The organism is Nonomuraea sp. NPDC050643 (genome assembly GCF_040654715.1).
Lineage (GTDB): Bacteria > Actinomycetota > Actinomycetes > Streptosporangiales > Streptosporangiaceae > Nonomuraea.
In genome coordinates this window covers 1-12,227 of the sequence record NZ_JBFAIM010000135.1, presented here as the reverse complement: position 1 = coordinate 12,227, position 12,227 = coordinate 1, and the positions used below count along the sequence as shown (strand labels likewise).

At 72.2% G+C, this 12,227-nt stretch carries 10 protein-coding genes and 1 pseudogene; 5 read left to right on the top strand and 6 right to left on the bottom strand.

Translation table 11 applies throughout. The annotated features are described in order from the left end of the window. Positions 1-808, bottom strand: a pseudogene (locus AB0I15_RS65910) (DNA-directed RNA polymerase subunit beta); the annotation flags it as partial. 599 nt (positions 809-1,407) lie between these two features. Between AB0I15_RS65910 and AB0I15_RS65905 the strand changes: the two are divergent. Further along, positions 1,408-4,740 carry a S8 family serine peptidase gene (locus tag AB0I15_RS65905; RefSeq protein ID WP_358120746.1) on the top strand — a complete coding sequence of 1,111 codons (3,333 nt, stop codon included), beginning with the start codon at positions 1,408-1,410 and terminating at the stop codon, positions 4,738-4,740. Positions 4,741-4,805: 65 nt separating this feature from the next. On the opposite strand, the gene AB0I15_RS65900 is transcribed toward AB0I15_RS65905, so the two are convergent. Next, the gene (locus AB0I15_RS65900; protein ID WP_358120744.1) at positions 4,806-5,753 is read right to left on the bottom strand and encodes a hypothetical protein; all 948 of its coding nucleotides are present in this window, start codon (positions 5,751-5,753) and stop codon (positions 4,806-4,808) included. Continuing rightward, the gene (locus AB0I15_RS65895) at positions 5,743-6,093 is read right to left on the bottom strand and encodes a PadR family transcriptional regulator (RefSeq protein ID WP_358120741.1); all 351 of its coding nucleotides are present in this window, start codon (positions 6,091-6,093) and stop codon (positions 5,743-5,745) included. The genes AB0I15_RS65900 and AB0I15_RS65895 overlap by 11 nt, the downstream gene beginning before the upstream one ends. A 97-nt stretch (positions 6,094-6,190) precedes the next feature. On the opposite strand from AB0I15_RS65895, the gene AB0I15_RS65890 reads away from it, so the two are divergent. Then, entirely contained in the window at positions 6,191-6,595 is a 405-nt protein-coding gene (locus AB0I15_RS65890) for a hypothetical protein (protein WP_358120738.1), read from the top strand. A gap of 4 nt (positions 6,596-6,599) precedes the next feature. Here AB0I15_RS65890 and AB0I15_RS65885 read toward each other — a convergent pair whose 3' ends face one another. Both AB0I15_RS65885 and AB0I15_RS65880 read right to left on the bottom strand, forming a co-directional pair. Next, positions 6,600-7,232 carry an acyl-homoserine-lactone synthase gene (locus tag AB0I15_RS65885; protein ID WP_358120735.1) on the bottom strand — a complete coding sequence of 211 codons (633 nt, stop codon included), beginning with the start codon at positions 7,230-7,232 and terminating at the stop codon, positions 6,600-6,602. Positions 7,233-7,355: 123 nt separating this feature from the next. Next, on the bottom strand, positions 7,356-8,351 hold the full coding sequence (locus AB0I15_RS65880) for an FKBP-type peptidyl-prolyl cis-trans isomerase (protein WP_358120732.1): 996 nt from the start codon (positions 8,349-8,351) through the stop codon (positions 7,356-7,358). A gap of 125 nt (positions 8,352-8,476) precedes the next feature. Here AB0I15_RS65880 and AB0I15_RS65875 point away from each other — a divergent pair, with 125 nt between their 5' ends. Further along, positions 8,477-9,232 carry a (2Fe-2S)-binding protein gene (locus tag AB0I15_RS65875; protein ID WP_358120730.1) on the top strand — a complete coding sequence of 252 codons (756 nt, stop codon included), beginning with the start codon at positions 8,477-8,479 and terminating at the stop codon, positions 9,230-9,232. A gap of 43 nt (positions 9,233-9,275) precedes the next feature. On the opposite strand, the gene AB0I15_RS65870 is transcribed toward AB0I15_RS65875, so the two are convergent. Next, positions 9,276-9,740 carry a GNAT family N-acetyltransferase gene (locus AB0I15_RS65870; protein ID WP_358120727.1) on the bottom strand — a complete coding sequence of 155 codons (465 nt, stop codon included), beginning with the start codon at positions 9,738-9,740 and terminating at the stop codon, positions 9,276-9,278. A gap of 18 nt (positions 9,741-9,758) precedes the next feature. Between AB0I15_RS65870 and AB0I15_RS65865 the strand changes: the two genes are divergently transcribed. Continuing rightward, positions 9,759-10,796, top strand: coding sequence for a metalloregulator ArsR/SmtB family transcription factor (locus tag AB0I15_RS65865; protein ID WP_358120725.1), 1,038 nt, complete (start codon positions 9,759-9,761; stop codon positions 10,794-10,796). Positions 10,797-10,914: 118 nt separating this feature from the next. Continuing rightward, the coding region (locus AB0I15_RS65860; RefSeq protein WP_358120722.1) for a peptidoglycan binding domain-containing protein at positions 10,915-12,227 on the top strand (1,313 nt) is incomplete at its 3' end.

Here is a 12,227-nt window from a genome sequence, read left to right as displayed (position 1 = left end):
GCGGCTCACCGGGCCGCAGCTTGCGGTAGATGTCGAGCAGGGCGTCATCCTGGCCGGCCGTGTGGTCCTTCTCCAGGGTGGCCCGCATGGACTCGAACTGGCCGAACCGCTCGGTGATCTGCTCGCTGGTCCACCCCAGCGCCTTGAGAAGCACGGTGACAGGCTGCTTGCGCTTACGGTCGACGCGTACGCCGACGCTGTCGCGCTTGTCGATCTCGAACTCCAGCCAGGCACCCCTGGACGGGATGACCTTGCAGCTGAACAGGTCCTTGTCCGAGGTCTTGTCGATGTTGCGCTCGTAGTAGACCCCGGGCGAGCGGACGAGCTGCGAGACCACGACACGCTCGGTGCCGTTGACGATGAACGTGCCCTTCGGCGTCATGAGCGGGAAATCGCCCATGAACACCGTCTGGCTCTTGATCTCACCGGTGGTGTTGTTGATGAACTCCGCCGTCACGAACATCGGGGCGGAGAAGGTCATGTCCTTGTCCTTGCACTCGTCTACCGAGTGCTTCGGCGGCTCGAACCGGTGGTCGCGGAACGACAGGGACATGGTCCCGGAATAGTCTTCGATGGGACTGATCTCTTCGAAGATCTCTTCGAGGCCCGACTGGGTCGGGACGTCCTTGCGCCCGGCCTGACGAGCCGCCTCTACCCGGGCCTTCCACTTCTCGTTTCCGAGCAGCCAATCGAAGGACTCGACCTGAAGGGCGAGAAGGTCAGGAACTTCGAGAGGCTCCTGAATACGCGCGAAAGAGACACGACGGGGACCAGCGGGTATGACGGAGGCGTTGCGCGAGGCTGCCAACAGATGTCCTTCCGGAGGGCACGGATGGAATCGAACTGCACGCACGCCAAACGCCCCGGCGAAATCCGGGGCGTCGCAAGGCAGCGCGAGGGAGCAGCATATCGCAAACTGCACACGAATTTCCACACGTACTATGTGTGTCAACCTCGATGCCGCCTTCAGCATTCCACAGCCGGATGAAGTCGTCAACTTCCGCGGCCGGTGCTGATCGGGCCTTCGGGGACGCGCGGTCGCGACCGGCCCCGGGTGACGGCTGGTAGCACCCAATTATGCCCGCAACACGGCCGGTACGCGGACCAAGCCCGGCAGGTCACCGGCGAACCGCCCGCCGGGAGCACCCGCCAGCCCCCCGCCATCCCCACTATCCCCCCGGCCGCCCCCCGCGCCGGCCCAGGCTGGCCGGTTTTTGACAATCCCGCGGGGTTCTCGGTCAGGGCACCGGTGTTTACACTCCGGTTCGGAACCGAGCCGCCCTTCGCGGGGCGGCCGGTGCCGCTCGTCACCCACCGGGGAGGGTCAATGATCTCTCCGGCGTGCTTCCGCGCGGGATGACCTGACGCCTCCGGCGGGTTCGCGCAGCCCCTCGCCAGGAGGTCCTTGTGTCATCCCGTTCCCGCTTATCCGCCCTGCGACGACTGGCCTCGGTGGCCGCGGGGCTCAGCCTCGTGCTCGCCATGAGCCCGGCCCCACTCCAGGCCACACCGACGCCACCGCCCGCGAAGTGGCGGGCCGTGCCCCTGACCGGCGCCGAGCTGGTCGACGGCGCCAAGTCGCCGACGGGCAAGCTCGCCAAGAGCGACCAGGCGCTGCTCCGCGCCACCTCGTCCGCGCCGGTCAACGTCGTGGTCAAGCTGGACTACGACTCGCTCGCCGCCTACCAGGGCGGCCTGCCCGGCCTGCCCGCCACCAGCCCGGCCGTCACCGGCAGGGCGCTGGACACCAGAAGCGCCGAGGCCAGGCAGTACAGCAGGCACATCCAGGAGGTCGAGGACGCCTTCGTGGCCGAGCTGGCCGCGAAGGTGCCCGGGGCCGTGGTCGGCCAGCGGATCAGGACCGTGTACGGCGGCATCGCGCTGCGGATCCCGGGCGACAAGGCGGATGAGGTGCTGAAGCTGCCCGGCGCGGTCGCCGTGCAGGAGGACAGGCCGCAGCGGTTGCTGACCGACTCCAGCCCGCAGTTCATCGGCGCCGGCACCCTCTACGGCCGGCTCGGCGGCAGCGGCTCCGCGGGCAGGGGCGTGATCGTGGGCATCCTGGACAGCGGCGCCTGGCCCGAGCACCCCTCGTTCGCCGACCGGCCCGGCCTGCCCGCGCCGGGGCCGACCAAGGACGGCACGCCCCGGGTGTGCGACTTCGGCGACAACCCGCTCACCCCGGCCGGCGACCCGTTCACCTGCACCAACAAGCTGGTGGGCGGGCAGCCGTTCCTGGAGACGTACAACGCGGTGATCGGCGGCGAGGTCTACCCCGACAGCGCCCGCGACTCCAACGGGCACGGCACCCACACCGCCTCCACCTCGGCGGGCGGCCCGGTGGCCGACGCGAACCCGCTGGGCATCAGCCGCGGCCCCATCCACGGCATCGCGCCCGGGGCGGGGGTCTCGGTGTACAAGGTGTGCGGCGCGGAGGGCTGCTTCCCCTCCGACTCCGCGCAGGCCGTGGCGCGGGCGATCCTGGACGGCGTCCGCGTCATCAACTTCTCCATCTCCGGCGGCTCCGACCCCTACAGTGACCCGGTCGAGCTGGCGTTCCTGGACGCGTACGCGGCGGGCGTGCTGGTCTCGGCGTCGGCGGGCAACTCCGGGCCCGGCGCCGGCACCACCGATCACCGCAGCCCGTGGGTGACCACGGTGGCCGCCTCCTCGCAGACCAGGACCTTCCAGTCCACGATCACGCTGTCCGGCGGCGGGGCGACGGCGACGGTCAAGGGCGCGTCCATCACTTCGGGCGTGGCCTCGCCGCTGCCCGTGGTGCCGGCGTCGGCGCCGCCGTACTCGAACGCGGCGTGCACCACCCCGGCGCCCCCGGGGATCTTCACCGGCAAGATCGTCGCCTGTGAGCGGACCCCCAACCGGGTGCTGAAGGGCTTCAACGTCAGGCAGGGCGGCGCGGCCGGGATGATCCTCTACAACAGCTTCCCGTTCGACGTCTTCACCGACGCCCACTGGATCCCGTCCGTCCATCTCGACAAGCCCGAGACCGACACGCTGATGGCGTTCCTGTCGGCGCACCCGGGCGCCACCGCCTCGTTCACGCAGGGGGCCAAGGCCACCTGGCAGGGCGACGCGATGGCGCACTTCTCCTCGCGCGGTCCCGGCGGGGACTTCCTCAAGCCGGACGTCACCGCTCCGGGCCTGCACATCATGGCGGGCATGACCCCGACCCCCGAGTCGCCGCTGGAGGGGCCGCCCGGCAACCTCTTCCAGGTCATCTCGGGCACCTCGATGTCGGCGCCGCACGTGGCCGGCTCGGCGGCGCTGCTGTTCGCGCTGCACCCCACCTGGAGTCCCGGCCAGGTCAAGTCGGCGCTGGAGACCACGGCCAAGACCTCGGTCACCAAGGAGGACAGGACCACCCCGGCCGACCCGTTCGACGTGGGCGGCGGGCGCATCGACCTGACCAAGGCCGGCGACCCGGGCCTGACGCTGGACGAGAGCGCGGCCGACTTCGTCGCCTCGGCGGCCGACCCGCTCAACCGGATCGACCTCAACCTGCCGTCGGTGAACGCGCCGACCATGCCGGGCGTCATCACCGCCAAGCGCACGGTCACCAACACCACCGGCTCGCGGCTCACCTTCACCGCCTCCGGCACGACCGTCGGCGGCGCCGCCATCACGGTGCTGCCGCCGCTGTTCAGCGTCGCGCCCGGCCGGAGCGTCGATCTGAGCGTCGTCATCACCGCGCCCGAGCTGGCCGACGGGCAGTACTTCGGCCGGGTCGACCTCAAGCAGGTCGGCGGCTCCCGCGCGCTGCGCCTGCCGGTGGCGTTCTTCCGCCAGGAGGGCGCGGTGCCGGTCGACCAGGCCTGCGCGCCGGCCGCCGTCCCCAGGAACACCGGCGAGTCCACCTGTACGGTCACCGTGACGAACGGCACCTTCGAGAGCGCGGACGTGACCGCGATCTCCACGCTCGACTCCCGGCTGCGCCTGAACAGCGTCACGGGCGCCACCAGGGTCGGCACCCAGATCGCGACCGCCAGGGCGACGCTGGCCGCCACGCAGCCGCCCCGGCCGAGGATCGCGCCCGGCGCCGGGCCCGCGGGCTACATCCCGCTCGACGCCTTCGGTGTCACGCCCATCCCGATCGGTGACGAGCAGGCGCTGAACTTCACCGTGCCCGCCTTCCTCTTCGCCGGCGAGAGCTACTCCAGGATCGGCGTGACCTCCAACGGCTACAGCGTCGTGGGCGGCGCCGTCGGCGACGACATCACGTTCCTGCCGCAGACGCTGCCCGATCCGGCACGGCCCAACGGCGTGCTCGCGTCGTACTGGACCGACCTCGACGGCACCGCCGCCCCGGGAATCCTGGCCACGATCCTCACCGACGGGGTCAGCGACTGGCTGGTGATCGAGTGGCGGGTGAACCTCTTCGGCACCGCCGACACCAAGGTGTTCCAGCAGTGGATCGGGCTCAACGGCGTGGAGGACATCAGCTACGCCTACGACCCGGCCGACCTGCCCGGCGCCCCGCCGGCCGGCTTCGGCCTGACCGTGGGGGCCGAGAACGACCAGGGCACGGGAGGTGACCAGATCGCCGGGCCGCCCACCGAGGACCTGGTCGTCAGGAGCGATCCGGCGGTCCCGGGCGGGAGCATGACGTACACGATGAAGATCAGAGGCGTCACCACCGGGGTCGGCAGGGTGACGACGGCCACCTCCACGCCCCAGGTGAAGGGGATCACGGTCGAGGTGGACCGGATCACCGTGCAGTGACGTGAACCGCGCTGTGACGTGAAGAGCCCCCGCGGGCGGTCGCGCCGCCCGCGGGGGCTCCGCGTTCAGGTGGAGGGCAGGTAGCTGGCGCGCCGCAGCTCGCGCCGTATTTTGAGGCCCACGTCGGCCAGGGCGCCGAGGATGATCAGCACGCTCACGCCCTTCACGATCTGGTCGGTCGGCCCGGCCTCGAAGACGGCGCCCCCGAGCAGGGCCCAGGCGAGCGCGCCGCAGACGGCGAGGGTCAGGCCGAGGTCGATCCGCCGGGTCAGCCGCTGCCAGCGCCCGCGCACGATCAGGACCACGTAGAGCGCGAGGTGCAGGACCATCAGGGACAGCAGCCAGGGCGCGCGGCGGCTCAGGAAGTCGTCGTCGAGGGCGAACACCTGGTAGGCGTGGGCGGCGGCGCGGCCGTCGTAGAAGTGGTCGAGCAGCCTCCCGGCGTTGAACAGCACGAGCAGTCCGCAGACGGCGGCGACGATGCCGGCGACATGGCCGGCGCGGTTGACCCGCTCGCGGTCCATGGGGCGGGGTTTCCACGCGGTCGGCTCCGGCCGGTGGCGGCGGAGCCAGGCCGCCGCGGCGAAGCAGACCACGAGCAGCCCCGGCCACCACAGAACCGCCAGGCCGGCGCCGAGCCACCACCTCCGCAGCACGTCGAGCACGTCGAGGACCGAGTCGACCGGATGACGCAGCATGACGTCCACCAGGCCGAACCCCCAGATGACGGCCACGCCGATCAAGGTCAGGCGGAGGAACCTCCGGGAGTCGGCCGAGTCGATGAGGGTCATGACGGGGTGGTAGCGGGCGGCGGCCTCGGCCGGACGGCCGAAGGCGAGCACCAGGTCACGGGCCATGCCCTCGTCGGCGGCGCGGCCCGTCTCCGCGGCCCTGGCCGCGAGTTCTTCGGTGAGGAGCGTGCGCAGCTCGGCCGCGACATCCCGCCGCTGCTTGCGGGGCAGCAGGCGGGCCACGTCGTCCACGTAGCTCTGGATGAGATCGTCAGCGTTCATGGCGCTCCCCGTCCTTCAGGAGAAGATCCATGGTCTCGTTGAGGCCGCGCCAGGCGATCGTCAGCCGCCGGCACAGCTCGCGGCCGTCGTCACTGAGCACGTAGTAGCGGCGCGGCGCGCCGCCGTCGGTGCGCCACTCACTGGTCAGCGCACCCTGGGACTCCAGCCGCCGGAGCAGGGGGTAGAGCGTCCCCTCCTCGATCGGCATGCCGCTCTCGGACAGCGATTGGCGCAGCTCGTAGCCGTAGCGGGCGGTGTGCAACTGGGACAGCGTGGCGAGGACGACGACGCCGCGCCGCAGCTCCAGTTCGAGCTTGTCGTACGCGTCTCCGGTCACCATGCGGCACACAGTACTATGCGCCACACAGTGGTGGCAATGCTCGCCGCACCGGTGAACCGCGCGCGGGACGGCGGCGTACCTCTCTTCGGGAGGGAGCATGATGTCCGGTCCATGGCAGGGCACTCTGGGCACTCTGGGCGCCGTCGCCGCGCTCGTTCTCCTCACCGCGTGCGCCGCCGCGGAGGAGCGGCCCAGGCGCTTCGAGGAGACCGCGCTCAGCGCCGAGGACCTCTCGGCGAAGGTCGGGTGCAGGCCCGAGATGCGCACGAAGGCGCAGGAGCTGCGTCAGGGCGTGTGCAAGACGGCCGACGGAAACTACGTGGTCACCAGCTTCACCACGGAGCAGGGCCGGCGCGACTGGCTGGAGTACGCCCAGATGTACGGCGGCACCCATCTCGTCGGCCGCCGCTGGGTGGTCACGGCCCCGGCGGGAGTCCTGGAGGTGCTGCGCGAGACGCTGGGCGGGCGGCTCCAGGGAAACGGCAACACCCCCGGCCCGTGAGCGCTCAGTCCGGGGCGATCTCGTGGCAGCCGAGCTCCGCGTCCGGCGCGGCCGGCGCGTTCTCCAGAAAGTCCCTGGTCGAGGTGGTGTAGGCGGAGCAGAGCAGCGCGCCGACCCGTGTCGCCCTGCCGTCGCCGAGCCGCCGGGTGCGCACCCCCATGGCGTGCACGCTGCGCTCCACGGCCACGCTGGACACCGCGACCACCGTGTCACCGTGCCGGTCGACCCAGCGGAACGCCTCCCAGAGCAGCGCCCGGGCGAGCGAGCCGAACCCCGTCGCCACGGTACGCGACCAGGCGGGGCCGGTGGCCAGCCGGCTCATCTCCCAGACGGCCGGGTCACGAGGCGCCTCGCCACCCCGTAACGTCTCGGAGAAGACGTCGGGCAGCATGTACGGGCCGTCGGTCGGCAGCAGCCGGCAGCACCCCGTGACCTCCTGGCGGTCCTCCACGTAGCTGATCACATAGACCGGGTCGCAGTCGTCGAAGAAGTCACGCTCCCTGCCGTGGAGGCTGCCCACGTCCCAGCGCAGGCGCTCGAAGAAGACCTTGTGCCGAAGCCGGAACATGCCGTCCAGCAGCCACGGCGGCACGTCACCCGCCCGGCCGACCACGATTCGTTGCGTGCATTTCCCCACGGTCGAGCACCTCTCCGCGCGAAAGAATCTCCGTCTCTTCCGCTGTTCGCGGAGCGTGGGGCGCCGGATGTCGTGGGCCGCCGGTCGCCGCAATCTTCGTAACTTCGCGCAACGCGTGAGCCGTCAGTACGCTCCCAGGAGGTCCACGACGAAGACCACCGTGTCGTCGTCCTTGAGGCCCGCCTCGGGGGCGTTCTTCCGGTATCCGTCCTCGGGCGGGACGACGAGCAGCACGCGGCTGCCCACCTTCTTGCCGGCGAGCCCTTTGACCAGGCCGGGGATCGTGCCGCTCAGCGACGACAGCGGCGCCACCTCTCCCCTGTCCCAGGAGGAGTCGAAGACCTTGCCGCTGCGCCAGACCCGTCCCTGATAGTGGGTGATCAGCATCTGGTCCGCGCCGATGGCCGGCCCGTCGCCCTCGATCAGGGTCCGCACCCGCAGCTCCTTCGGCGGGTCCGACGCGGGGATCGTCACCTGCGGCGAGGCCCCCGCCGCCACCTGGGGAAGGCCGGGTTCGGCCGGGATCGCCCGGCCCCGCGCGGAGGCGGTCTTCGGGTACGTGGCCAGCAGGTCGACGACGTAGACGAGCGTGTCGGCCCCGGTCACCCCCGTTTCCGGGTGGCCGCCGGCGCCGTAGCCGTCCTTGGGCGGGATCGACATCACCACCCGGCTGCCGATCCTCTTGCCGGTGAGCCCCTTGTTCAGGCCGGGGATGAGCTCTCCGATGCGCATCACCGCCGGCCTGCCGCCGTCGTGACTGCTCTCGAGTCGCCGGTGCGCGACGCCGGCCCACGCGTAACTGGCGAACTGAACGACGGCCAGGTCACCCTGGGCCGCCACCGCTCCCTTGCCCGCTATCACGGTCTCGGCGGCCAGGCTCTCGGCCGGGCTCTTGCCCTCGGTGAAGGTGACCTGCGGCGGCCGGCCGAAGGCCCCGGTGACCGTCAGCGGCTCCTCCCACGGACGCAGGTAGAGCGTGATCCCGGTGGCGATCAGCAGCACGACGACGACCGCGCCCGCCAGGACGACCAGGCGCACCCCGCGGCTCCAAGGTCCCGATGCGGCCGCCTCCGGGGGTCGCCGGTCGATCGTCGCCTTCGTGCCAGCCGGCATGCTCATCGTCTCCGAACCTCGCCTCGGCGCCGTCCTCGTTTGGAACGCGCCGTTTTGTCCGGAGGTACGTATCTCTCTTCGCACGGGTTCAGCCGCCCTGCTGCGCACCCCACGAAAGAGGGACGGAAAGAGTGACGGACGTCTTCGCACGCCTGCAATCCTTCGGCGACCGCTTCCGGCTCGAGCGCGGCCTCACGCCGGGGGAGGACTGGATCGGCTGTGACAGGCTGCTGGATCCGTGGTCCGACGAGCTGGGCCGGGTGCTCGACGCGGAGCGGCGGGTGAGCGGCCAGGTCTCCGACCACGCGACGGCGCTGACCGTTCTGGCCGTGTACGCGGGCACGGTGACCGCCTCCGCCGTGCTCGCCTGGGCGGTCGAGGGCGTCGTCATCGACGTGCGCCCGCACAACGTCGCCGTGCGGCTGTCCCGGCGGCACGGCTTCGAGGCCGTCGGCCTGCGGGAGCCCGCCGTCACGGAGGGATCGCTGGAGACCCTGGTCTCGTGGGTGCTGGACGACCATTTGCTGCCGCTGGCGCGGGCGATGCGCGTACGCACCCGAGCCGGGCTGCGGCAGCTCTACGGCGGCGTGGCGCACGGTTGCGCGGCCGCCTTCTGCGTCGCCAGCCGCCGCGGCGGCGACGCGGCCCAGTTGGAGCGCGCCTCCCGGCTGTTCCTGGCCGCCGCCACGGGCGAGCTCGACCGCCTGGGCACCGTCGTCCGGCTCCGGGAGGGCGGCCGGGAGGGCCTGTTCTACCTGCGCAACACCTGCTGCCTCTACTACACCTCGGCGGAGAGGGTGCGCTGCGCCAACTGCTGCCTCGACAGCGCCGAGGATCGCCTGGCGAACTACCGGCGGGCGCTGGCGGAGGGCGGCGAACCGAGCTGAGGGGGACGATCCGGGGGGCGCAGCGGATCGCTCCGGCCGGCCCCTACGCCTCCACCCGCCACCGGCAGATCAGCTTGGAGGTGAGGGTCGCCCCGATCCGCTCGTAGAAGCGCTGCGCCGCCTTGTTGGACTCGCCGACCTCCCACCGGATGACCCTGCCGGCGGCGAGCCCGGCGGCCGCCCGCATCAGCAGCTCCCCGACCCCCGCTCCCCGTTCCCCGGCACACACGTAGAGATCGTCCAGCGCGAGATAGTCGTCGCCGGACCACAGGCTGGGCCGGTCGAACCAGGACACGTAGCCCAGTGCCCGCCCGTCCCGCTCGGCCAGCAGGTACGTCACCTCCGGCCGGCCGAGGAACTCCCGCAGCCGGTCGACGGTGACGCTCAGCCCGGCCTCCTGGCCCTGGTGCCCGGCCAGCTCGCGCATCAGGCGGTGCACGGTGCCCGCGTCGCCGGCGGTCGCCGGACGGATCGAGATCGCGGTGTCACTTGCAGCAACATTAGTCATGTCTCTAATGTTGCACGCATGGGCAGAGCGGACGCAAGCGTGACGACCGGCACCGCGTACGAGGCGCTGGTGCTCCTCTATCGCCACACGCAGGCCCGCCACGGCCTGACCGCGCTCGCCGAAGCCTGGTCCGGCACGGCGATCCCCGCCGAGCTCCAGCCCGCGGCCGACCGGTTCTTCGGCGGCGACATCGCGCTCGGCATGAACGTCATCCCCTTCGCCCAGGCCCACGGCCTGCACTCCCTGGCGGAGCTGATCGCCGGCCTCGGCCGGACCCCGCCCGTCGTCCTCGCCCAGGCCATGCTCCGCTCCCCCGACGCCACGCCCGCCGAGCACGGACGGCGCGAGGACGAGGTCGCCCGCGTGCTCGCCGGGCGGGCGCGGCCCCGGCGGCTGCTGGGCGAGCTCGCCGGCGAGCGCTTCGACACCGCCGCCGCCGAGTCGCTCCTCGCGGACCCGGCCGGGGCCGCGGCCGGGTTCACCGCGCTTCTCGACGGCTACCGTCAGGTGATCTCCGGGCACGACCTGCTCGCGCCGCAACTGGCCGCCGCCGGCACCGCCCAAGCCCTGCTCGACGCGCTGCCCCTGGACGACGTGGCCCGGCAGTTGTTCCCGCCGTGGCGGTTCGCGGAGCTGGACGCGTTCGCGAAGGTGGTGCTGATCCCGTCGCCGGCGATCGCGCCGTTCCTGAGCGCCAGGCTGACGTCCGGGGACACGGCGCTGCTCGTCTACCCGGTCCAGCCCCACGACCAGACGCCCCTCGCGGACCTGGCGGCGGCGCTCAAGGCCCTCGCCCATCCGCAGCGGCTGACGATCCTGCGCATGATCACCCTTGCGCCGATCACGGGCCACGCGCTCGCCGGGGCGCTGGGGCTGACCGAGGCGACCGTTCACCACCACACGTCGCTGCTGCGCGCGGCCGGGCTCGTCACCAGCACCCGTGAGGCGCACCGCGTGTACTTCACGGCCGCGCCCGACGCCCTCGACGACCTTTTCGCGGCGATCCACCGCACGGTTCACGGAGCCGGCGCCTCGGTGCCGCAGCTCGCCCGCTGACCGCGCTTCCCCTGCTCCAATCCCTGCGACCGCTCTTGGTTGGTGTGGCTACACTTCCCGCCATGTGCGAAATGGGCACCCCCGCCCTCCCTCCCCATGCCCGCGCCCGGATCAGCTGATGGAGCCGAACACCGTCAACCCGCCGCCGCGCCTGCAGACGCCGCCCGCCCGGCGGGCCAGGAAGGGCCGGGCGGCCCGTCGCGTGACCGTCGTCGTGGCCGCCGTGGTCGTGGCCGCCGCCGTGGCGTACGGGATTCCCGCGGTGGCGCTGGCCGGTGAGGTGCCCAAGGGCACCTGGATCGCGGGCGTGGACGTCGGCGGGCTGCCGGAGGCGCAGGCCCGTACGCGGCTGGAGGCGGAGTTCGACCGGCGGGCCGCGCGCCCGCTGGCGCTGTCGGCGGCCGGCAAGACGATGCGCCGGACCCCCGCGGAGCTCGGCATGGGCGTGGACGTCCCGGCGACGGTCGAGGCCGCGCTCGAGGGCGGCGGCACCCCGGCCGGGCTGTGGCGCGCGCTGTTCGGTGGCGTCCGCCGTGAGGTGCTCCCCCGGATCACGCTCAACGAGACGCGTCTCAAGGCCGAGCTCGCCGAACTGGCGAAGACCGTGGACGCCGAACCGCGCGAGGGCGGCGTGCGCTACCAGGGTACGCAGCCGCGGGCGACCCTCCCCAAGGCCGGCCGCGCCCTCGACCGCGACGCCGCGGCCGGCGACCTGCGCGAGGCGTTCCTGGCCGGCCGCGTCGCGGTCCCGCTCACCACGCGCCCGCAACCGCCCGCGACCACGGCGGCCGAGGTGCGTCGGGTGAGCTCCGGCCCGGCCCGCACCGCCGTCGCCACCCCGCTGACCCTGACCAACGGTTCCCAGAAGGCGGCCCTGTCGGGTGCCCAAGTGGCGGCGGGGCTGCGCTGGGTCGCCGACGGCCGGGGCAGGCTCCGCCCCTCCTTCGCCGCCAAGGACCTCGTGCCCGCCCTGGACAAGCAGCTCATCACCGCCGCCCAGCGGCCCAAGGACGCCTCGTTCAAGATCGTGAAGGGCAGGCCCCAGGTCGTCCCCCACCGGCTGGGGCGCGGCATCGACGCCAAGGCCCTCGGCACGGCCGTCGCGACCGCCGTCACGGCGGGCCGGCGCGACGTCAAGGTCCCCGTGACGGAGACCCGGCCCCGGGTGACCACCGAGGCGGCCAAGAAGCTCGGGGTGAAGGAACGGGTCAGCTCCTTCACCACCCAGCATCCCTGCTGCGCGCCGCGCGTGACCAACATCCACCGCATCGCCGACATCGTGGACGGCTACGTGGTCAAACCCGGCGAAACGTTCTCCCTCAACGGCGTCGTCGGTAAGCGCGACCGGGCGCGCGGCTTCGTGGAGGCGCCGATGATCCTCAACAACCGGTTCGTCAACGACGTCGGCGGCGGCGTCTCCCAGTTCGCCAC